This window comes from Crateriforma spongiae (assembly GCF_012290005.1).
GTDB classification, from domain to species: domain Bacteria; phylum Planctomycetota; class Planctomycetia; order Pirellulales; family Pirellulaceae; genus Crateriforma; species Crateriforma spongiae.
Genome location: NZ_JAAXMS010000002.1, coordinates 679441 through 701692, shown reverse-complemented (window position 1 = coordinate 701692; position 22252 = coordinate 679441). Strand labels below are relative to the sequence as shown.

General features: G+C 59.1%; 16 protein-coding genes. 5 read left to right on the top strand and 11 right to left on the bottom strand.

The genetic code is table 11. The features are described from left to right. Positions 1 to 93: 93 nt before the first annotated feature. Positions 94 to 1236 (top strand): lactonase family protein, encoded by a 1143-nt coding sequence (locus HFP54_RS06745; protein WP_168564517.1) that lies wholly within the window; start codon positions 94 to 96, stop codon positions 1234 to 1236. 13 nt (positions 1237 to 1249) lie between these two features. Here HFP54_RS06745 and dnaE read toward each other — a convergent pair whose 3' ends face one another. From dnaE to HFP54_RS06730, 3 genes are all read right to left on the bottom strand, one after another. After that, a complete protein-coding gene (gene dnaE / locus HFP54_RS06740; RefSeq protein ID WP_168564516.1) occupies positions 1250 to 4798 on the bottom strand; it encodes a DNA polymerase III subunit alpha in 3549 nt (1182 codons plus the stop codon). 389 nt (positions 4799 to 5187) lie between these two features. Then, a complete protein-coding gene (locus HFP54_RS06735) occupies positions 5188 to 6339 on the bottom strand; it encodes a DUF1559 domain-containing protein (RefSeq protein WP_146410428.1) in 1152 nt (383 codons plus the stop codon). A gap of 162 nt (positions 6340 to 6501) precedes the next feature. Beyond that, positions 6502 to 6720, bottom strand: coding sequence for a hypothetical protein (locus HFP54_RS06730; RefSeq protein ID WP_146410429.1), 219 nt, complete (start codon positions 6718 to 6720; stop codon positions 6502 to 6504). Positions 6721 to 7015: 295 nt separating this feature from the next. Between HFP54_RS06730 and HFP54_RS06725 the strand changes: the two genes are divergently transcribed. Beyond that, on the top strand, positions 7016 to 7780 hold the full coding sequence (locus HFP54_RS06725; protein ID WP_168564515.1) for a tetratricopeptide repeat protein: 765 nt from the start codon (positions 7016 to 7018) through the stop codon (positions 7778 to 7780). Between the two features lie 63 nt (positions 7781 to 7843). Here the strand turns inward: HFP54_RS06725 and acnA are convergent, their stop codons facing one another. Next, positions 7844 to 10552 carry an aconitate hydratase AcnA gene (acnA, locus tag HFP54_RS06720; RefSeq protein ID WP_168564514.1) on the bottom strand — a complete coding sequence of 903 codons (2709 nt, stop codon included), beginning with the start codon at positions 10550 to 10552 and terminating at the stop codon, positions 7844 to 7846. A gap of 356 nt (positions 10553 to 10908) precedes the next feature. Here acnA and HFP54_RS06715 point away from each other — a divergent pair, with 356 nt between their 5' ends. Continuing rightward, a complete protein-coding gene (locus HFP54_RS06715) occupies positions 10909 to 11715 on the top strand; it encodes a hypothetical protein (protein WP_168564513.1) in 807 nt (268 codons plus the stop codon). Between the two features lie 35 nt (positions 11716 to 11750). Here the strand turns inward: HFP54_RS06715 and HFP54_RS06710 are convergent, their stop codons facing one another. From HFP54_RS06710 to HFP54_RS06685, 6 genes are read right to left on the bottom strand one after another with little or no spacing between them, the layout of a single operon-like run. Further along, positions 11751 to 12875: a glycosyltransferase gene (locus HFP54_RS06710; RefSeq protein WP_168564512.1), complete on the bottom strand. Its 1125-nt coding sequence runs from the start codon at positions 12873 to 12875 to the stop codon at positions 11751 to 11753. Position 12876: 1 nt separating this feature from the next. Continuing rightward, positions 12877 to 13725, bottom strand: a complete 849-nt coding sequence (gene folP, locus HFP54_RS06705; protein WP_235951303.1) for a dihydropteroate synthase — start codon at positions 13723 to 13725, stop codon at positions 12877 to 12879. A gap of 60 nt (positions 13726 to 13785) precedes the next feature. Next, positions 13786 to 14355 carry an LPS assembly lipoprotein LptE gene (gene lptE / locus HFP54_RS06700; RefSeq protein WP_315853854.1) on the bottom strand — a complete coding sequence of 190 codons (570 nt, stop codon included), beginning with the start codon at positions 14353 to 14355 and terminating at the stop codon, positions 13786 to 13788. Positions 14356 to 14375: 20 nt separating this feature from the next. Then, positions 14376 to 15707, bottom strand: a complete 1332-nt coding sequence (locus HFP54_RS06695; protein WP_168564511.1) for a tetratricopeptide repeat protein — start codon at positions 15705 to 15707, stop codon at positions 14376 to 14378. After that, entirely contained in the window at positions 15704 to 16486 is a 783-nt protein-coding gene (gene recO, locus HFP54_RS06690; protein ID WP_146410434.1) for a DNA repair protein RecO, read from the bottom strand. The genes HFP54_RS06695 and recO overlap by 4 nt, the downstream gene beginning before the upstream one ends. Before the next feature lie 3 nt (positions 16487 to 16489). Continuing rightward, complete coding sequence (locus HFP54_RS06685; RefSeq protein ID WP_168564510.1) at positions 16490 to 16831, bottom strand: tetratricopeptide repeat protein; 342 nt, start codon at positions 16829 to 16831, stop codon at positions 16490 to 16492. Between the two features lie 202 nt (positions 16832 to 17033). Between HFP54_RS06685 and HFP54_RS06680 the strand changes: the two genes are divergently transcribed. Next, the gene (locus tag HFP54_RS06680; RefSeq protein ID WP_206036025.1) at positions 17034 to 19997 is read left to right on the top strand and encodes a DUF11 domain-containing protein; all 2964 of its coding nucleotides are present in this window, start codon (positions 17034 to 17036) and stop codon (positions 19995 to 19997) included. Between the two features lie 88 nt (positions 19998 to 20085). Here HFP54_RS06680 and HFP54_RS06675 read toward each other — a convergent pair whose 3' ends face one another. After that, positions 20086 to 21267 (bottom strand): ribonuclease D, encoded by a 1182-nt coding sequence (locus HFP54_RS06675; protein WP_146410437.1) that lies wholly within the window; start codon positions 21265 to 21267, stop codon positions 20086 to 20088. 182 nt (positions 21268 to 21449) lie between these two features. On the opposite strand from HFP54_RS06675, the gene HFP54_RS06670 reads away from it, so the two are divergent. Continuing rightward, the gene (locus tag HFP54_RS06670) at positions 21450 to 22241 is read left to right on the top strand and encodes a (5-formylfuran-3-yl)methyl phosphate synthase (RefSeq protein WP_168564508.1); all 792 of its coding nucleotides are present in this window, start codon (positions 21450 to 21452) and stop codon (positions 22239 to 22241) included. Positions 22242 to 22252: the final 11 nt, after the last annotated feature.

The window sequence follows — 22252 nt, the reverse complement described above, 5'->3', positions numbered from 1 at the left end:
GGCGTTTCGCGCAAACCGGATGCATGGCGGCTTGTTACGATGGTGCCGTTGAAAATACGCACCCCAACCAAGTTTCGCTTTCCGGAGGTTTCCATGCGTGCACGTCGTTTGACCGTTGCGGTCGGGTTCAGTTTGTTTGCGGCGACATTGGGTCAAGCCGCGACGTCGGCGGTCTTTTTCGGAACGACAACCCCACGAGGCGGCACCAGCCAGGGGATTTACCAGGGCCAATTTGATTCCGACAGCGGCAAGTTGACGAACATCGCTTTGGCCGCCGAGCTTTCCAACCCCGGGTTTGTCGCCAAACACCCGACGTTGGACATCTTGTACAGCACGGGGGCCATCGACGGTCAGGCGGTGGTGGCCGCGTACAAGATTGATCGTGACGCCGATGGAAGTTGGTTGACACCGGTGGGGCACCAAGAAATCGGTGACGGTGGTGCGGCTCATTTGTCGACCGATCGCAGCGGGAAGGTTCTGATGTCGGCGCAGTACGGCGGCGGCAGCGTTGCGGTGTTCCCGCTGGCCGACGATGGCACGATCCAGCCGCGAAGCGATTTGCAAAAGCACAGTGGCGGCAGCGGTGTCGTGGATCGCCGTCAAGACAAACCGCACGCCCATTGGGTGGGGACATCGCCGGACAATCGGTTCGTGTTTGTTCCCGATTTGGGATTGGACCGCGTCGTGATTTATCGCCTGGATGCCGAAAATGCCAAACTGACGCCGCATGGTGAAGGAGTTTGCCCGCCCGGCGGTGGTCCGCGGCACATGAAATTCAGCCCCGACGGGGACAAAGCCTATGTGTTGAATGAACTGGCACTTTCGGTCACCGTGTTCGACTATGACGCCAAAGCCGGCACCATGGCTCCGGTGCAAACCATTGAGACTCTTTCCGAAGAAACCAAGGCCAAAGAGACCTTCAACAGCGCCGCGGAGATCCGTGTTCATCCCAGCGGAAAGTTTGTCTACACCAGCAACCGCGGACACGATTCGATCAGCGCGTTTCGTGTGGACGATGAATCAGGAAAGCTGTCGGCGATCGAAGTCGAGCCCATTCGCGGCGGGTGGCCGCGGAATTTTAACCTGGATCCCAGCGGCAGCTATTTGTTAGCCGCCGGACGCGATAGCAATACCGTTACGGTGTTTGCCATCGATTCGGAATCCGGCGAACTGACTTACACGCGGAATATGGCCGTCGTGCCGACACCGATCTGCGTTGAATTTGCGTCCCATTGAACTTGATTGTGGTTCAGCGTCCGGCCGGTTTGCTCATCAGCAGTTTGTAATGGCCGCTGCCCATTAAATCGTCCAGACGATCACGCAATTCGGGGGTCACGTCGACGCGGAAACGATCGCTTTTCAGGTGAACGGTTTCTCCGTCGCGTAGCCCGATGGTGATCAACAACTCTTTGGAACCGGGATACCCGCGGATGATTTCGCGGACACTGTTCATCGTATTGGCGTCGTGTTCGATTTCGTCAAAGCGAATACGGATGCCGTGGGTGTACCGGTTGTCCAGTTCATCCAGCGGGACCAGGTCGTCGATGATCAGATTGACTTCATCACCGCCGCCCCGCCGGTCAACTTTGCCTTTGGCCAAGACCACCGCGTCGGGCTGAACGCGTTCGCCGCATTCGGCGAAACCGCGTGGCCAGACGATACAGCGGACGTTGCCGCCCATGTCTTCCAAATCAAAGTTGGCGTACTTCGACGGCTGACCAGGTTTGCTGTTCTTGGTGTGGGCCAACTTGATGCTGCTGATCATGCCGCCAAGGATGACTTCGGCACGATCCTTGACGTCCCCCAATTTGTCGGTGGTGTGCGTCCGAAAGGTTGCTAGTTTGTTTTCATATTCAGCCAACGGATGGCTGTCCAAATAGAAGCCCAGCACTTCTTTCTCGTTCAACAGCTTTTCACGATCGGGCCATTCATCAATGTCGGGCAGGGGGATCGACGGTGCGTCGGCTTCCGGTTCATCGTCGAACGCACCAAAGAGATTGGCTTGCCCGCTTTTCTTGTCTTTTTGAACCGCGGCACCGGCTTGTAGGGCCCGGTCGACGATCGACATTAGCTGGCTGCGATGGGCACCGAAGCAGTCCATCGCACCGGCTTTGATTAGTGATTCGATCGATGACCGGTTACAGTCATGCGGGTCGACTCGTTCACAGAAATCGAAAATGTCTTTGAACGGACCGTTTTTGCAACGCTCTCGTTCGATCGACGTCGCCGTGCTGCCACCACAGCCTTTGATTGCCGACAGGGCAAATTGGACCTTTCCGTCGTTGACCGAAAAGTCGGCGGCGCTGCGATTGACACACGGATGCTCGATCTCGATCTGCATCCGGTCGCAGTCTTCCATGTGCTCGACCAGCGAATCCTTTCGCTTGAAATTTCGACCGTCGATGTCACTGGACAGCAACGCTGCCATGAATTCCATCGGATGGTGGGCTTTCAGGTACGCCGTCTGGTAGGCCACCAGTGCATAGGCGGTACTGTGTGACTTGTTAAATCCGTAGCCCGCAAATTTGACGATCAGATTCCAGATGTCTTCGGCATCTTTGTTGGCCAGCCCGTTTTCGACGGAACCTTCGATGAAGGCTTTGTAGTTGGCTGCGATCAAAGCTTCTTTTTTCTTACTGATCGCCTTGATGCACGTGTACGCTTTGGCCAACGGAATCTTGCCCAAGCGGTTCAAGATCCGCATGACCTGTTCTTGATAAACCATGATGGAGTTGGTTTCTTCAAGAACTTCCTTCAGCACAGGGTGCTTGTATTCGGGTTCCTGGCGACCGTGTTTGATGTTGACGTAATCGTCGACCATCCCGCCTTCCAATGGTCCGGGGCGGTAAAGCGCGGCGGTCGCGATGATGTCGCTGAAGCAGTCAGGTTTCATCCGCTGCAACAAATCACGAATACCACCCGATTCCAGCTGAAAGACGCCCTTGGTTTCGCCGCGTTGCAGCAGGGCATAGGATTCCTTGTCATCCAAGGGGAATTTCAGCGGGTCGATCTCCGTCCCGGTGGTTTGTTGGACCAACTGAACCGTCCGCGACAGAATGGTCAGGTTCCGCAGTCCCAAGAAATCCATCTTCAACAGGCCCGACGCTTCCACGTCGTTCATCGACCACTGGGTGATGACATCTTGTTTGCCGGGCACCCGCGTCAGCGGCACGTATTCGGTCAAAGGTTTGTCGGAAATCACCACCGCGGCGGCGTGCGTTCCGACGTTTCGGGCCAGACCTTCGATCTTCATCGCCAGGTCGATCAGTTCCCGAATTTCGGGATCGTTGTCATACGTGTTTTTCAGGTCGGCGCTTTTCTCGAGCGCCTTGGGCAGGGTGATCTTCAGCTCGTCCGGCACCATTTCGGTGACCTGATTGACCCGGCTTAGCGGGATGCCCAGGGCGCGGCCGGTGTCTTTGATCGCGGCGCGCGCGGCCAGCGTTCCGAAGGTACCGATTTGGCAGACCATCTCGCTGCCGTACCGCTTTTTCACGTAGTCGATGACTTCGCCGCGGCGTTCCTTTTCAAAGTCGATATCGATATCCGGCGGCTCGGTTCGGCTTTCATCCAGGAACCGTTCGAACAACAGGTCGTACCGCAGCGGACAGACGTGAGACAGGTACAAGGCATAGCAAACGATCGCGCCGACGCCGCTGCCCCGTGCTGTTGCGTTGATACCAATGCTGCGGGCGTGATTGACGAAGTCCCAAACGATCAGGAAATAGGTCGGGTAGCCCAGTTTTTCGATAACGCCCAGTTCTCGGTCCAAGCGAGCTTTGACTTCATCGGACAGTTCGCCGTCGATCAATCGATCGGGATCGCCCTCATATCGTTCCTTCAGACCTTCGACGCACAGTTCGCGCAGATAGTCGATCGGCTTTTGTTCATTCGGGCATTCGAACCGAGGGAAAAAGTGTTTGCCGAATTCCAGATCGATGTCCACGCTGTCGGCGATTTCTTGGCTGCGTGAAACCGCGTCTTCCATGCCCGGAAAACAGTCGTACATCTGTTCGGGGCTGCGCAAGAAGAACTGGTCGTTCTCCATCTTCATCCGCGATTGGTCGGTCCGGAATCGTCCCGTGTTGATGCACAGCATGATGTCTTGGGCTTCGGCGTCTTCCCGATCGACATAGTGTGTGTCGCTGGTGGTGACGACGGGCAATCCCAAGCGGTCAGCGATTTCAACAGCACCCTGCAGTTGCTGACGCTGGATGTCGACGCCGTTGTTCATCACTTCGATGAAGTACCGATCGCCGAAGACGTTGTGAAACCACCCGGCGATGTCTCTGGCTTCTTTCTCGTGCTCGGCGGTGTCGATCCCCTTCAAGATGGCACGGCTGAATTCACTGCTGACGCAACCGGACAGACAGATGATGCCTTCGTTGTAGGTTTCCAGAATCTCCTTATCGATCCGCGGCTTGAAGTAAAAGCCTTCCAACGACGCGGCGCTGGCCATCTTGATCAAGTTTTTGAAGCCGGTTCGGTTTTTGGCCAACAGGGTCAGGTGGTAACTGGCCGCTTTGCTGCTGGACGCACCTCCCTTGTCGAATCGGCTGCCCGGTGCGATGTAGGCTTCATAGCCGATGATCGGATTGATGCCCGCGCCTTTGGCCTTCCGATAAAACTCCAATGCCCCGTGCAGATTGCCGTGGTCGGTCAATGCCAGGGCGTTCATGCCGTGATCGACGGTCCGCTGGACCAACTTGCCGATATCGCTGGCGCCATCCAACAGGCTGTAGTGGCTGTGGCAATGAAGGTGCACAAACGGACGCGATGCGGCAGTGGTTTCGGACACGCGATCGGATTCCTTGTCGACGTGGGGATCACGGGATCTGCCCCAGGGTGGGGCTGGATCGGTCACGGTTGCGTAACGGCATTATCGCAGGTGGACCGGGGCACAGACGTTGGATGCCATCGCATCGGTCGTCCAGACCGCTGCATCTTAGAAAATCCGTCCCCCGTGGTCGATTCTGTTGACCGGATTGGACGGACCACAAACACGTTGGCGGGCCGAAGTGTGGCGGGAAACACGGGCCAAAAAGAATCACGCAAACCAACGAAAAGCGGCGACCTGAGGGACAGGTCGCCGCTGGTGGAATCGATTGGGATGGTTGCAAATGAGCCGTCGGAGACGGACACACCGCGACCGCCGCAAGGATGGCGACCGGGTGCACCCATCCGCGGTTAGGGAACTTCGACGGATTCACGCATTGCGCGTGTCCCCAAAGCACCCCAGACACCGTACGGGCTGGCGGATCCCGGCGGCGTGCCAGGATTGCCGGTCGGCCAGTTCGGCGAGGGAGCCGTCTTGTCACCCGCATCGATGGATTCGGAAATGAATCGCACCGCACCGTCGCCCAGCACGACATGGCATCCGCCCGGGTGATAGCTGCCCGCCGAATTCATGGTATCCGAACCGTCACCGGACCACGCGCAGCTGACGCCGTTGGGTGGCATGATTGTGGTGACGCTGCCCAAGACGGGGCGACCGTCGGTCCAACGCATCCCCTTACGCTGTGACGAACCCCAGTTGTTGGCGTTGGTGCCCGCCAAGTGATACTGCGGTCGCGTCGGATCGATGGTGTCTTCGCAAACCGACGGATCGGTGAAGAACGCGGCGTCTTGGCCACGGTTCACGCAAGTCGCACGGACTTCCAAGTTGCCATTGTCGACACAGATTTCGGTACACGCGATGGTGTTGCTTAGCCCGTCGATCATGTCGCGAAATTTGGTCGTGATACGGGTTTCAAAGAATCCGCGATCGAATGCGCCTTTTCGTGCCGTGCACCAGCCACGGATCGAGCCGTCATCGTTGATGCATGAGTGGTTGTTGCTGGCGATTCCATCACCGATGCAGGCAGCAATGTTGGTGTAGCCTTCGGTGTTGGCACGTGGCACGCTGGGATCGCTGGGACAACGATAGGTACCGACTTGCGTCAACCAGGGCGTGTAATTCCGATTCCAAACTTCCGGACCCATCGACGGGAACGGTGGGCTTTGTGGTTGGCCGTTATGACGAACCGCAATCGGATTAGAAATCTGGTCCCACAACGGTTGCTGTTCCATGAACGGCAAAATGGGAACCAAGAAATTCAACATGTGACGGTTGCCCGGATTGTTGGTCCCGCCACTTTGCTTTGGAAGCTGTTTGAATGCCGAATGATAGTTGTGCAACGCCAAGCCGACTTGCTTGAAATTATTGCTGCAACTCATTCGACGTGCCGCTTCACGAGCGGACTGAACGGCCGGCAACAGCAAGCCGACCAAAACCCCGATGATCGCAATGACGACCAATAGCTCCACGAGCGTGAAGCCGATGCGTTTCTTGTGGTTCATAAAAGAAAGTCCAAAACGAAAAACAAATAACAAACGATTCGAAACGAATCGAAATCGACGTTCCCCGGGCATCGCCCCCGCGTCCTGCGTTTCAGCCCGTTGCCCCCGTAAGGTGCATCGATCCAACGATGCACGAATCAATGACGGTCAAGCCAAAGGGTGTTAGTGGCTTCCCGCGTCCGCCTCATACTGTGCTTCCATGTCGGCCAGATCCTCCTCGCTGCGAAGTGCACTGTCGTCGACGCCGGAAACGGTCGTGGAGTTGTCCGGACCGCAGCCGACCACGGTGAAGGTTCCGGCCAATGCGCATGCCAGGACGGTTGCTTTGGCGATACGCTGGAATGTGAATGCAATCTTGGATTCGGTATTGCTCTTGGTCATGAGAGTTCTCTGTGTCCTCAATGATGTTGCCCGGGGTGAAGAAATGAAGAAAACAACGGCTAATGTAAACGGATTGTGCTCGGTTTTTAGATCGAATTGAGTGTGATTCGCCGTTGGGGGGTGTTGTTTTTTGTTGACATGTGTGCGCCCACCCATTGCAGGGGGCGTGCTCGCGCCATCGCTGTGGTGTTTCTACTGACAACCGGTGTGCCGGACGCAAAACCGTGTCGAACGCGTGTCGTGAACGGTTTTCGTAGGGTGGAATCTTGTGATGAGTTTTCAGGTGAGTTGATCGATGAATGCTTTGTTTCAACGGCGCTGGCCTCAGGCCGTCCGCGATGCATTTCGGCGGCCGATGCTGATGGCATTGCTATCGCTGGTTGTTTGTCACGTTCACGTTAGTTCAGACGATGGCGTGCATGCATCGCGCATTCGCGCTAGCTTGTCCTTGGCCGAGACAAAAGTGCGTGAAGCGGGTGATTCGGCACGTGCGATTGATCACGTTCAACTTGGCGATGCCCAACTGCGGTTCGGTCGCGTGGAAGAATCGATCCACAGTTTTGAGAGGGCGATTGAAATGCGTCCGGAGTGGAAACCAGAGCTATGGCAGTACGGCATCGCATTGGCCTTCGCGCAACGTTACCGAGAGGGCCGCGAGCTTTTTGAGATGCATCGTCGCGTGAATCCGCACGATGTTGAAAACGCGGCTTGGCATTTCTTATGCGTTGCGAAAGACGCCGACCTTGCGACCGCGCGTCAGCTTTTGTTGCCCGCACCGTCCGACCCCCGTCCACCGATGAAACAAGTGTTACGGCGACTGGCCGGCGGTGATGATGCGATTGTTGTCGACGCGGTACGCGACACCCGGTCGATGCGCCAACGTGATTCCGCACAGTTTTTCGCGGACCTATATCTAGGTCTGATCGCCGACGCCGAAGGGAATTCCGCCAAAGCCGAACAATACATGCAGGCGGCAGCGAAGACAGGGTTGGGGCACTACATGGCGGATGTGGCAAGGGTTTACGCCAAGCGTCTGACGCTGGGACGCGCAAAAAAATAGGCGTGTCGGCCGGACCGACACGCCTGATTCAGCGGCCAAAGTGATCAACAGCGGTGGGGTTGATCACTTGGCTGTCAAGTTTCGCAACACGGTGGGCAGGATGCCACCGTTGCGATAGTACTGCAGTTCAACTGGCGTATCGATCCGCACCACGCAGGGGAACGACTTTGCGTTTCCGTTGACATCGGTCGCGGTGACGGTGATCGTGCTGCGGGGTTCCAGGTCGTTGGACAAATCGGGGATGTCGATCGATTCTTCACCGGTCAACCCCAGCGATTGCCATGTCGCGCCGTCGGCGAATTCCAGGGGCAACACGCCCATGCCAACCAGGTTGCTCCGGTGAATTCGTTCGTAACTGGCTGCGATCACGGCTTTGACGCCCAGCATCATCGTGCCTTTGGCGGCCCAGTCACGGCTGCTGCCCGTGCCGTATTCGCTGCCGGCCAAGACAACCAAAGGGGTGCCATCGGCTTGGTACTTCATCGATGCGTCGTAGATCGACATCGTTTCACCGGTGGGCAGGTATCGGGTCACGCCGCCTTCGGTGCCGGGGGCCAGTTGGTTGCGGATGCGAATGTTGGCGAACGTTCCACGGACCATCACGCGGTCATTCCCGCGGCGTGAACCGAAGCTGTTGAAGTCCCGAATGCCCACGCCTTTTTCTTGCAAGTACTTTCCTGCGGGGCCGTCCGAGGCGATCGCACCGGCGGGGGAAATATGGTCGGTGGTGACGCTGTCGGCCAGCAATGCCAAGACGCGGGCGCCTTGGATGGGGCTGACATCGGGGACGGTGTCGTCTTTGACCGCATCCAAGAACGGCGGGTGTTGGATATAGGTGCTGGAATCGTCCCAGGGATAGATCGCACCGCCGGCCGCGTCGATGGCGTTCCACAGGTCGTTGCCACCGACGGCGGCTTGGTACTGTTCGGTGAACATGGACGGATCGATCGACGACCGGATGGCATCGGCGACTTCGTCGGCGGTGGGCCATATGTCGGCCAGCATGACGGGCTGACCGTCCTTGTCGGTCCCGATCGGTTCGGTAGCCAGATCGATGTCGACGGTACCGGCCAGTGCGTAAGCAACGACCAACGGCGGGCTGGCCAAGTAGTTGGCTTTGGTTAACGGATTGACGCGGCCTTCGAAGTTGCGGTTGCCCGACAAGACGGCCGACGCAATCAGGTCACCGCTGGTGATGGCTGCTGCGACCGGTTCGGGCAGGGGGCCACTGTTACCGATACAGGTGGTGCAGCCGTAGCCGACGGTGTTGAATCCCAGGTCGTTCAGGCTTTCGGTCAGTCCCGCTTTGTCCAAGTACTCGGTGACGACGCGGGATCCGGGGGCCAAGCTGGTTTTGACATAGTGCGGCACGGACAGGCCACGTTCGACGGCCTTTTGGGCCAGCAAGCCGGCACCGACCATCACCGAAGGGTTGCTGGTGTTGGTGCATGAAGTGATCGCAGCGATGACGACGGCACCGTGTTTGATCTCGGTGCTGTGCCCGTTGTCGCTGACTGTTCCGATGCGTTCCAAATCGTCACCGCCCAGGCCGAACCCGGTTTTTCCGACCGGTGCGGTCAACGACGCTTCGAACGCGTCCTTCATTCGGTTCAGCGGGATGCGGTCTTGCGGACGCTTGGGGCCGGCCAGCGATGGTTCGACGGTGGACAGGTCCAGCGACAATCGTTTGGTGTACTGCAACGTCGGGCCGTCGTCGGTCCGGAACAGGCCCTGTTCTTTGCAGTAGCGTTCGACCAATTGAACGCCGGCATCGTCACGACCGGTTTGACGCAGGTAATGCAGCGTCAGGTCGTCGACCGGAAAGAAGCCCATGGTCGCACCGTACTCGGGCGCCATGTTGGCGATCGTCGCACGGTCGGCGACGCTCATTTCGTTCATGCCGGTGCCGAAGAATTCGACGAACTTACCCACGACGCCTTCTTCGCGAAGGATTTCGACGACTCGCAGGACCATGTCGGTGGCGGTCGCCCCGCTGGGCAGGGCACCGGTCAATTCGAATCCGACGACTTCCGGCATCAACATGTACAGCGGTTGGCCAAGCATGTTGGCTTCGGCTTCGATCCCGCCGACGCCCCAGCCCAAGACGCCCAGGCCATTGATCATCGTCGTGTGGCTGTCGGTGCCGACCAGAGTGTCGGGCACGGCCACCGGACCATCGGGAGTGTCTTTCAACGCGACGACGCGGGCCAAGTATTCCAGGTTGACTTGGTGGACGATGCCGACATTAGGCGGGACGACGGAGAAGTTGTTGAAGGCTTGTTGGCCCCACTTCAAGAATTCGTACCGTTCGCGGTTGCGTTGGAATTCGATTTCAACGTTGTGCTGCAGTGCCGTGGCGTCGCCAAAGAAGTCGACTTGGACACTGTGGTCGATCACCAGGTCGACCGGGATCAATGGATTGATTTTTTCGGGATCACCACCGATTCGCTGCATCGCCGAACGCATGGCGGCCAAGTCGACGACGGCGGGAACGCCGGTGAAATCCTGCAGAACGACCCGGTAGGGCTTGAAAGGAACCTCGGCCTTGGCCGGTGCCGCCGCGTTCCAGCCGGCCAAATTCTTGACGTCGTCTTCGGTGACCTGGAATCCGTCGCAGTTTCGCAGCACGGCTTCCAACAGCACGCGGATGGAAAATGGCAACTGGCTGATTTTTCCCAGACCGGCGTCTTCCAGCCGGCTGAGACGATAAATGGTGGCGGAACCGTTGCCGGTATCGAAAGAATCACGAACGCCGAAGGGATCGAAAGTCACGGTCGAAGGTTCTCTGTCGTGCGAATCGGAAGGCTTCAAAACAACTGGCCCCGCAGTTTAACCGCGTCGTCGCGTTCTGTCTTGACGCCCCGAATCGGTGGCGTTCAGCCCAGTTTTGCCAAGCCACGCGGGCGGAATCTTTGCCCCAGCAGGCGTGAATCGGCATTTTCCTGGGGACTCTTGGGCGTCGATCGGGCCGGCGGCGACCGGCGCCCCGTCGGACCTGATCCGAGGTGACGCTGGTGGTTCAAAACGGGCAGTTTGGGAAAGGCGTTCCGCTTCTGCCGATTCTCTTGTTCGTCCGGGTTCTGTCGCGTCGATAAGCCCTGCTGTCAAGACAGAGCCTGAGGAATGCCATGACCTTTCGATCCAGTTTCATCACCCGCCGCCAGCGTTTGGCCGCCGCCCTGATGTCGGTCACCGTCGGTCTTTCGTCGATGATGATCGGCGGTTCCGCCATCGCGGGATCGGCGGACCACGGTTGCCAGTGCGGCCAATGCGCGACGGCGTCGATGGACTGTCCGTCGTGCGACTGTGGGTGCGAATCGACAGGCAAACGCAAGTTCAGCGTCGCGCAAACGCCGCTGTACAAGGCGCTGGACGCGTTGGCCGGCGGCATCGAACGGGCATTGTTTCTGGACCGTGACCACCACGGAAAAGTGACCCAGTGCGATGACATCAGCGGATGTGACGACGCCTGTGACGCGGCGACCCTGCAAACGCTGCAGCAGTGGGAACAGTCGCCACCGCTGGCGGTGCCGCAACCGATTCCGATTGATGCAATGCCCAGCAATGCAGTGCCAAGCGATGCAGTGCCCAGCGATGCAGTGCCAGTCCAGCCGTTGCCGCCGCCCGGATCGCAATACCAGCCGGCCCATCCCATGGCCCCACCAGCGGCGACGCCACAACCGATGCGTCGCATCACCACGCCGCCGGAACAAGATGCACCACTGGACCGTCTGGATCCGCGTGCCAATCCTTTCGCCGACGACCCGATGACGTACGACCAACCGACCGGCAGCGGGCTCAGTCCCGTTCGCTTTGACAGTGACGTGCGGCTGAAGACCGTTCCGGTCCGACAGGCGTCGCGGACCACCCAAGTCAAATCCAGTGTTTCGACATCGCGATCGACGAAGTCGCAACGCGGGGGGCGGTTGCGGTAACGCCTGCGATCATGCCAGATGATGCATCCGGTCGGTCATCTGATCCGTGATCGAGCAGCAAGCAGGTCTTGGTAGACTTGGCGATAGTGTTCGATCATGCCGACGGTCGAGAATTGCTCTTGAACCACACGGCGGTTTTCACCGGAAAGCAGTTGGCGCAATTCGTCGTCGGTCTGCAGTCGCTGAATCAACCGTGCCATGGTGACGGCGTCCTCCGGTGCAAACGTCTGTTCGTGATGCCGGTGCCCCAGCAGTTCTTGACTGCCTTCGACGCGACTGCACACAACCGGAGTGCCAACGGCCATGGCTTCCAAAACCACGTTGGGCATCCCTTCGTAGCGACTGGGTAAAACCAGCAACCTGGCAGCTTTCATCAGCGGTGCAACGTCGCTTTGCCACGGCAAAACCCGTACCCGGTCGTGCCCGACCGATTCGGACCAACGGGCCAAGTCGTCCCGCAGTGGACCATCGCCGACCAGGCAAAGCCGCTGGCGAGACCCGGCGGGTGCGATGGTATCGATCTGGTCTTGCAGCAAATCCAGGCCCTTTTGCGGGTGCAGACGACCGACGAACAGTGTGACCTGGCTGTCCCTGGGCCATCCCCACCGCGACCAGTCGGCCGGTTGGCAATCCGCGAAGCGGCCAACATCGATGCCGTTGGGGATCACGCGCAGTTGTGACGCTTTCGCACGCAGGTGCTCCGATGCAAAGGCTTGTGTTTGATTGCTGACGCAGACCAACAGGTCCATGCGACGCACCGCGGTTCGTTCCAGCCAGTTGCGCCAGCGAATCGGTTCGGCGACACGCAGACCACCGATTCGCACCGTCGACGGCGTTGCGGCCGCTGATGCATGAGTGCCAAGAACGTTGGCATGGAATAGAAAGGTCTGGCAGATGTCGGCGGGGCCCGCCGACATCCATCGTTTCAAGGTTGTGTAGGCCTTGGCCACGCCCCGCGGTTGCGAGGTTCCCGCCGTGGCGATGTCGATTCCGTAACCTGCCAAGCGTTCAACGAACTTGGCTTGCGGCCCTTGGGGCAGGGGGGCGATGGAAAACACACGAACGTCGTCGCCGGATCCATGGAGTCCGATGGCCAATTCGGTCAGGCATTTTTCGGCGCCTCCGACGAACAATTCGGTGATGACGAAATTGATCCGCATGTCAGGCTTTTCGGCTGCCCAAACCGCCGGAGGCTTCAAACAGGGTCAATGCGTCCCGGGTGGCTTTCACGTCATGGACACGTATGACGTGTGCACCGGCCGCCGCGACGGCCAGACTGACGCCCAATGTTCCTGCGGTGCGATCGGCCTGTTTGTCACCGATCAATTTGCCGATAAAGCCTTTTCGTGAATGCCCGATCATCACCGGTGATCCCAAGGCCACGAATCGATCGGTGGCTTTCAAAAGTTGCAAGTTGTGTTCGTGCGTTTTGCCGAAACCGATGCCCGGATCCAGACAGATTCTGGATTCGTCGATACCCGCGGCGACGGTGTCGCGACGACGCCCGGTCAGGTACTGCGCAATTTCGGCGACGACATCATCGTACGTCGGATCGTCTTGCATGGTTTGCGGGGTGCCCCGCATGTGCATGATGCAAATGCCGGCGTCACACCGCAGGGCGACGTCCAACATGTCGGCATCGCCCTGCAATCCCGACACGTCGTTGATGATGTCGGCACCCGCGGCGACCGCTTCTCGGGCAACCACGGCCTTTTGTGTATCGATGCTGATCGGGATGTCCAAGTCCGCGGCCAATCGTTCGATCACGGGCAACACGCGGCGGCGTTCTTCGTCGGCGTCGACGGGATCGGCGTAAGGTCGCGTGCTTTCGCCACCGATGTCGATGATGTCGGCACCCTCGTCACGCATCCGTGTGGCGGCCGCCACCGCCAAGTCGACGGTGTTGAATTTTCCACCATCGGAGAAACTGTCGGGCGTGACGTTCAGAATGCCCATGATGTGGGGAACACCGGTCAAGTCCAGCACGCGGCGTCCCAGATTCCAATGCATGGTGGGGCCTTTTGATGTGATCGATTCGCGGGATCTCGTCATGGAAAGCGAACGTGTTGTTTACCAGCGACTTTCCATTTGAGACACGATTCGCGAAGCGATGAATTCGACGTTTTCCAGGTTCGCGGTGTCGATCGACTGACCGGCTTCCGGGACCATACGCGAATCGCTACTGAAGGTGATGCCTGATAGTTTTTCCGGAATCACGCTGTCTTGCATCAACGCGACACCGCCGCGACCGATCCAGTTTGCATTGACGACAACGGCCGCGTCCAACGCACGGGGATCGTCGCTGTCGGTTTCGGTCAGCACATGCTTGATTTCCGATTGGATCGTGCACACCAGCGTGCTGTCGGCCACCGGACTGTCGGTGACTTTATAAGGCGTCCGCATTTCGATTTCACGGACGAGCGCTTCGTGCAACTGTGGTCCGAGTTCATGACGAAACGTTTCGTTGCGGACCGACGGCACGTGAACGGTGCGGATGCCGGAAGGAAACAGACCCGCGTTGCCGAACTGATAGGGGGCACACCCGATACCGCCGATCGTCATCACGATCAACGCCGAGGCCCACCACAAAACAACAGTGGGGCGGAAGCGACGACGGGCGGTTTGTATCAGAATGCACACGGCAAAATTTGCTCGCGGAACTATCGCAGAATGGTTTCGTAGGTCGGTTCCAGCGGCGGCTTGTTGTTGCCACGATCGGGGAACAGGTTCTGCAGCCACGACAAACGCTTGGCCGGACGTACCGGTTGATCATTGACGGCTTGCAATCGTTCGCGGGCGGTCTCGGCAAACGGCGTGTCGGGATAATTGTCCAAGATCCGTTGATAGTAGCCGGCCGCGGCGCCGAAGTACTTTTGCTTGTCACGATACTGGGCGCGTTTGAACAGCTTTTCGGCTTTCAAGTAATCAATTTCTGCGGCCGCACGCGCGACCATGTCGGCGTACTTTTGGTCCCGCATTTTGTCGGGGAAGCGGGTCCGCGTTTGTTGGACCAATTTGTCGGCTTCGTCCAACAGCAGGGCGCTGTAGTGCGGGCCGGCGTAAACTTCCAGCTTGCATCGAATGCCCATCAGGTGGGCCAAGAACAGGTGTTCGCTGTCGGGAAACGATTCTCGCAGATCGGTCAAGAATTCATCCGCCCGTTCGAACTTTCCTTGGCGAATGTATTCGGCGGCGGCGGCCATCGTCGCATCGTCGGCCAGCCGTCCGGTCGGGTCGTCGTAGCGGATTTGGTCCAGAACACGGACGGCATTGCCGTCGGCATCCAAACGCGGCTTGGTGCGATCAAAAAGGTCCAAGGTGAACCAATCATCTTCGGTCGCCCTTTCGACATCGATCCAGTAACGGCTGATCGAAAACAGCCGTGCGGCGACGCGGTCGTTGTGTCGGTTGCGTGGAAAGTCTTTTTGCAACGTTTGATAGACGTCGACCGCGTCGGGCAATCGATCGGCAAAGAACAGACTTTCACCACGCATCATCATGGCGTCTTGTTCGATCGCGGTACCCGGTGCGGCTTCGGCGGCACGTTTGAACAGTTTGGCTGCCGCCAGAAAGGCGTCTTGCGCTTCCTGCCGATCCATGCCGCTGGCACGCCGGAATTCTGCGTCACCTTGCTGGTAAAGTTCTTTGGCTTTTGAATGATCGACCTGTTCACGTCCGGTGACGAAGTTCATCACGCTGGTTGCCTGGTCCTGGGTGGCTTCCCAGGTGGTCTTGTCGGCGGCGGCCGGTTCGATGTCACTTTCGGTCGTGTGACTGACTTGTGAAATCAGGTTTTCGCGTGCCGGCGGCTCGGCTGTCGTGTCCATCGATTCGTCGGGGCGGCCAAAGATTTCGCCGAACCCCGTCGGCGTCCCCGGGATCGATTGACATCCGGTGACGCAAGCCAATGCAACCAACGACCAGGTCGTCGTCAATGCGGTATGGCGTCGCCGGGACGCCAAGATCGGACTTGGTTGTGGGGCTGATATCATTTCACGCCTCGACCGTTAAATTCCGTTTCCAGTTGGTTGGGCAGGTACGGCATCATCCGTGGCGATTTGCCCAGCAGCGATTGCAAGTATCGGTTGATCAGCGTCCGAATCGGACCGTAATGCCGGGAAGCAAACGGATCCGCCTGGGGGACGTCCAGGGGTAAGTTGAACAGCCCGCGAAGAATGTCGACCGTTTCGCGTCCCAGGGAGATCACCTGTTGTTGTCGCGATCGACACGTTTGGCAGACCAATCCACCGGCATCCAAAGCAAACGACAAACGTGATTCCGGCTGGACCGACGAACCACAATGCGTACAGCGATCCAAGCCGGGGGCATTGCCCAGCAGTTTCAGTGCCGCGGTGTCGAAACGCAGCAGCGCCATGGGAACGTTTCCGGTCCCGTCGATTTGCGTCAAGGTTTGGATCGTCAAGTCGTACAGTTCGGGCAGGGGATCGTGATCATCCGTCAGCAACCGCAGCATTTCTGCGACGTAGTAGCCGGCGTAGGTCCGTTGCAGCGATTTTTCAGCCGCGCGGAACCGGCGATGCAGCTTGGCCTCGGTCAACAGATCGAGTCCCGCATGCGGTTTGCGAATGACGACTACACGACAGACCGACAACAGGTCAAGCGAACCTTCGAAAGGACCTTTCGGGCGACGGGCCCCTTTGGCCAGTGCCGACAAGCGTCCGAAGTCCCGACTGAGCATCGTGACGATCAAACTGGTTTCGCTGAATTCGACCGTCCGTAGCACCACGGCGATGGAAGTTTCACCGACCAAGTTTCACAGCTCGTCGGATTCGTCGGATTCACCCAAATGGCCCAGCGAAGCCAGCAATTCGCTCATTTCAGCCGCCGCGTGGGCGTCATTCTGGGCCCGGGCTTGTTCGATCCCGTCACGCAAAAACGTGCGGGCTTCGTCGATACGACCCAGGTCGGCCAATTGCTGTGCGGCCATGAAAAACGCCGGAACGTAGGGCGGTGTTTCACGCGACAGTTCACGCAGACGACGGATGCTGTCTTCGTGTTGGCCTTCGCGACGCAGTTCCATCGCCAAGCTGTAGCGCAAGAAAACGTCCTTGGGATCCTCCGCCAACATGGCTTCGATCTTTTCTTTGCGATTCATCGTGGCGGTTCCGTCAAGGATTTCTGGGCTGGTCCGCGGCAGGCCGACCGTTGCGGCGCGGCGCCGCCGGGTGTCGTCAAAGTTTACGCGGTTGGAATTTTTGTTGCGAACCACCAATTTGGCTGAAAGGTCATAAGCTGAACAGCCGATAGCTTGGATGATGAACCAGATCTTCTTATGGACCTCCAAGCGAGATCGACGGATGCAACGCGGCACCCTTTCCCGTTATTTGATGCACGGCATGCTGGCCACCGCCAGTGTGTTTACTTTGGCCGTTCCAGCGATGGCGCAATCGGCGACGCAGGCTCAGCCAGCGGTGACACACGCTGTCGGCGGCAATGCGGCACACGACGGATCAATGATTCGCCAGGTGATCGGCAAGCAGCCCAGCAGCCAGCCGCGTCGTGCCCTGAATATCTTCGGCGGACGCACGACGTCGTCGTCCAGCAACAGTAGCAGGAGCAATAGTAGCGGCCGCGGGTTGTTGGACGGGTTGTTCGGCAGCCGATCGTCGTCATCCTCCTCACCCGGAACCGCTGCGGCACCGATCAATCCCGGCAGCGTGCCGGCGCCCGAACCGGCGGATTGGGACGGCATTCCCTATCACCAGGTGCAATCGTCCAACAGCCGCAACGTGCCACAGCCCATCCGGGATCCTTCGGCGACCGCGAGCACCTCGCGACCGGCGCCCATGCCGCGTCCGGCACCAGCACCCCGGACAACCGCGCCGCGATCGCAAGTGTCCAATATTCCCAAGCCGCCCGCCGATGACACTCGCATTGTTCGTCGTCGCACCACCAGCACGATCGACGTGCCCACGGTCGAACAACCCGCCGTCGTCAGTCGTTCGACCAGCCCTCTGTCGGATCAGTCCAGCAGCCGCCGGTCGTCGCGTCTGTCCAGTCGTGACATGACCGAGGAAAAGCTATCGGCCGTCGAAAGCATTCAACAGCGTCGTCGCGAGATCCGAAGCGACGATTCCATCGACGATTTGGTCCCGCGTGTCGCTCGCCGAAAATTAACGCCGACCGAAGAAACCAAGGCGAAGACGCAGACAAAGACCAACGCCCCGGCATCGGCCGACGTCGCAGAATCAAAGCCCGAGACGAGCGGATCGTCACGTCGCCAAGCCGAAGCACCGCAGTCGAAGAACACGGTCGCCAAAGCCGAAGCAAAGCCGGCACCGAAGCCCAAGCAGCCGGTGCCTTCGGCGGAAGTCACAACCATCGCCAAGACGCCGGCTGCTCCGGTGCAACAAGATGTCGCATTGACGCCGCCGGCCGACACCGCAATCGCGACCGAATCGGCAACGACACTGCAACCGCCGACTTCGCAGCCCTACGCGGCGTCGCAACCGTCGCCCAGCTTGGCGATTCCGCCGGCTCCCAGCGACGCGCTGGCGTCACCGACCGGCAGCGCCACCACCAACGGACAATTGACCGGTTACCCCAACAAAGACACCGTCAGTACGCCACCGGCACTGCAGATGCCGCCAGCGGCTAGCACCCCGGCGCAAACCGAATCGACGAACGGTTCCGATAATTTCGCGGCCACCGATCCATACGGCCAACGTGATGCCGCCGCCGTTTCGATGCCCGCAAACGCTGCATCGTCCACCGCGGCATCCAAACCAGCGACGACTGGGAATTCGTTGTCGGCCAGCGGTTCATCCATGACCGAGATCAACCAGGGCGGCATCCCGGCGATGTCGATCCCCGCGACCTCGGATCGGTCAGCACGCCAATTGAACGCCGGCGAGACCGCCGTCGCAACCGAATTGCCGTCCATCCGTGTGATCACGCAGGGCCCGGCGGAGATGATGATTCGCCAGACGCGACCCTACGTTGTCCGCGTGGAAAACCGGGGCAGCATCGACGCCGAAGGCTTGTTGGTGCGTGCGTTGGTCCCGGACTGGGCCGAGGTCAAAGGCCAGCAAACGACCGACGGCAGCGTGGAAAGTGGCCCCGAAGATTCCGCCGAACGTTTGGTTTGGACGATCGATCGCCTGCCCGCCGGACATAGCGAAACGTTGACCATGCAACTCAAAGCGATGCGTAGCGGCTTGTATGACGTCGATGTCGATTGGACGCTGGTGCCGCAGCGAAGTGTCGCCAAGGTGCGTGTCCAGCAACCGAAGTTGGCTCTGTTCATCGACGGTCCCGACGAAGTCGTCTACGGCGAATCGGAATCCTACAAGGTTCGCGTGCTGAACCCCGGCGACGGTGTGGCACCAAACGTCGTGTTCACGCTGTCACCAAATTCCGCAACGCCTCAATCGCAAAAGGTCGGTGACATTCCGGCCGGCAAGGAAGCACAGTTCGAAGTCGAACTGACCGCCCAGGACTTGGAAGATTTGCGTATCCACGGTTTGGCCGCGGGCGATCTGGAACTGCGTGCCGAAGCGGAAAAAGTCATCCGCGTCAGTGCCGCCAAGTTTGAAGCCGTGCTGAGCGGTCCCGAACTGAAGTACCAAAACAGCGAAGCGTCCTATCACTTGGACCTGCAAAACGTCGGCACCGCCGTCAGCAAGCACGTCGTGGCGACGCTGACCCTGCCGCCCGGTGTGAAGTACCTGGGTGGGTTGGACGGAGCCAGCGTCAACGGAAGCCAACTGCGATGGAAGATCGATTCGCTGTCGCCCAAGGCAGGACGCAGTTATGACTTCCGCTGTCAAATGACGACGACCGGCGAACAAGTCTTTGCGTTCGATTGCCGCGGTACCGCCGCCGGCAAAGCGGAAGTCAGCTTGGGAACCGCCGTCGAAGCCATCGCCGACCTGGTATTGTCGATCAACGACCCGCCGGCGCCCGCACCCGTCGACCAAGACGTGATGTACGAAATCGTTGTTCGCAACCGCGGTAGCAAGGAAGCACGTCAAGTGCGTGCCATTGCCCAGTTCAGTCACGGAATCGAACCCACCCGAATCACGGGACAAACCGGCGAAGTGCTGACCGGTCAGGTCTTGTTCGACCCGATCGATCGTATTGCTCCGGGGCAAGAAGTCCGGCTGCAGGTGGTCGCTCGAGCCCAGAATGATGGTCATCACCGATTCCGGACTGAAATCCGCAGCGGTGACATCACGCTGATGGCCGAAGAAGCCACCCACTACATGAACCCTCGCAGCGATCGCGTCAGCCGTCGCAGCACGGACGCCAGCAATCGCTGATTGTTCTGGACGCACGGCCCGCAGGCGGCATTGATTCGCCGGCCGGATTGACCGGCCGGGGTTGTGGCGATCGATTCGTCGGGTCGGCCTAAGGGTCGACCGAAATGAATTCCAGCGGCTGGGCTTCCTTGACGTCGGCGACTCGAATCGCCAGTTCGCCGGCCAGCAACTGGCGGAATGATTTGCCGACGATTTCACCCCGCCAGCCTTTCAATAGGCTGGGCGTCGGGTCACCCGGTTTGGGATCCAGTTCATAGCCCAGCAATTCACGCACGTCTTCGGCGTTACCGACGATCGATGGCGATAAACGATGCTGGCGACTGATACAGGCGATCGACGTCGACAGGAACTGGCTGAGCATCGGTGAAACAACCCGTCGTGATCCCTTGGCCTTTTGTGGCAGCTGTTCGTCGGGAACATCGATCGCTTTCTGAATCGCCGCAGCGATGTTTTCGTACTGCGATTGAAGGTTGCGACGTTCCATGCCGCGAATGCTGCGGATGCGTCGAAGATCGGTGCTGCCGCGGCGTGCCAGTTCGACGATCAGATCGTCCCGCAAGACACGCTTGGGAATCCGATCCCACTGTTGGGCGACGCTTTCGCGCCACAGCCACAGCTGTCGCACCATTTCCAGTTGTCGCGGACGCAGCCCCGACGAACCGCTGACACGACGCCAGTTTTCCTGAGTTTCGGCGCGGATGATTTTCTCTTGAAAGACCTGCGTTTCTTCATCAACCCAGGCTTGGCGACCCAACTGATCGATCTTGCGACGGATCTTGTCGTACAACGCACGCAGGTCGGTAACGTCCTGCAGCGCATAATCCAACTGTGCGTCGGAAAGCGGACGCTCGCGCCAATCAGTTCGGGTTTCACCTTTGGGTAACTTCTTGTTCAACAACCGCTGAACGAGTGTCCCCAAAGATGCAGGATATTCGATGCCGACGAATCCTGCGGACAATTGCGTGTCGAACAAGCCGGCGATCGGCCGTCCGGCGAAACGAAAACAGAAACGCGATTCTTCACGAGCCGCGTGGGCCAGGACCGTACGGCCTTCTTCGGCCAACAATTCCCAGAACGGTGTGGTGTCACCGGCCATGTAGGGATCGATGACCGCCAAAACGTCATCGGCAGCCACTTGGATCAGACACAATTCCGGACGATAGCTGTCCTCGGAAACGAATTCCGTGTCAAATCCGATGACGTCACATTGGGCCAGTTGATCGCAAAGGCGATTCAGCTGTTCGGGGGTCTTGATGGCTTGGTATTGCAAGGTCGACGATGGCGTTTGAAAACGTGGTCGGCTGGAAGCGATGAATGTAGTGCACGCGGAGCCGATGGCCTATCCGACAACCCCGCGCCACGGAACCGAAGTTGATCCGCGAAACCAGGCCCAGTGTCATCCGGTCCAATGTTTCCAGGCACAGTACCTACGGGCTCGGTAACACTCGACGCATGACCGCTGTGATGATGCAATCGGCGACCGGCGAGATCGACAACGCCAGCGGCAATAACGTCCCACAATTGTTGGTCAGCGTGCAGGATTGGCCAGAAGCGATTGCGGCGATCGACGCTAACGTGGATCTATTGGACTTCAAATCGCCTTCACGCGGTCCATTGGCACCAGTATCGCCGGCCTTGTGGCAAAGGGCTGCGTGTCAAATCGGGACCAGCACCCACGGTGGACCATCCAACGTTCCGCGATTGTCTGCTGCCCTTGGGGAAACGGACCAGGCACGTGACGTGGCGGCGTCGGTCCCGCCCGAATTCGCCTACGCCAAGGTCGGCCCATCGGGTTGCGGTTCCCGAGCCGAATTGATCCGGCTTTGGGACCAGATTCGAAACGATCTTTCGCCACACACGCAGCTGGTTGCGGTTGCCTATGCGGATCACCAAGCCGCGAAATGTCTTCCCTGGGACCAGGTGCTGATGGCGGCGCTGTACGCGGGGATGACTCGGTTTTTGGTCGACACTTTCGACAAGACGTCCGCGTCATCGATCCAGTTGATGGGGTGGCACGGCATGGCCCGTTTGCACCAGCGTTCGCGACAGACCGGTATCCGCTGGATGGCCGCCGGGCGTTTGAAGATGACGGATGTGACGGGATTCGCCAGCCGAGGTTGTTTGCCGGACGGTTTTGGCGTGCGTGGTGACGTGTGCGGGGGCAACCGAGTTCGCCCGATCGATCGCCAGCGTGTGGATCGTTGGCGTCGTCAGGTCGCGCTGTGTCGGAACAAAAATCCGTGAAACAAGACCTG

Coding starts and splice junctions, on each gene's coding strand:
- HFP54_RS06745 (WP_168564517.1), top strand. CDS start 94: ATGCGTGCACGTCGTTTGACCGTTGCGGTCGGGTTCAGTTTGTTTGCG.
- HFP54_RS06735 (WP_146410428.1), bottom strand. CDS start 6,339: ATGAACCACAAGAAACGCATCGGCTTCACGCTCGTGGAGCTATTGGTC.
- HFP54_RS06730 (WP_146410429.1), bottom strand. CDS start 6,720: ATGACCAAGAGCAATACCGAATCCAAGATTGCATTCACATTCCAGCGT.
- HFP54_RS06725 (WP_168564515.1), top strand. CDS start 7,016: ATGAATGCTTTGTTTCAACGGCGCTGGCCTCAGGCCGTCCGCGATGCA.
- HFP54_RS06715 (WP_168564513.1), top strand. CDS start 10,909: ATGACCTTTCGATCCAGTTTCATCACCCGCCGCCAGCGTTTGGCCGCC.
- HFP54_RS06710 (WP_168564512.1), bottom strand. CDS start 12,875: ATGCGGATCAATTTCGTCATCACCGAATTGTTCGTCGGAGGCGCCGAA.
- folP (WP_235951303.1), bottom strand. CDS start 13,725: ATGCATTGGAATCTGGGACGCCGCGTGCTGGACTTGACCGGTGTTCCC.
- HFP54_RS06695 (WP_168564511.1), bottom strand. CDS start 15,707: ATGATATCAGCCCCACAACCAAGTCCGATCTTGGCGTCCCGGCGACGC.
- HFP54_RS06685 (WP_168564510.1), bottom strand. CDS start 16,831: ATGAATCGCAAAGAAAAGATCGAAGCCATGTTGGCGGAGGATCCCAAG.
- HFP54_RS06680 (WP_206036025.1), top strand. CDS start 17,034: ATGCAACGCGGCACCCTTTCCCGTTATTTGATGCACGGCATGCTGGCC.
- HFP54_RS06670 (WP_168564508.1), top strand. CDS start 21,450: ATGACCGCTGTGATGATGCAATCGGCGACCGGCGAGATCGACAACGCC.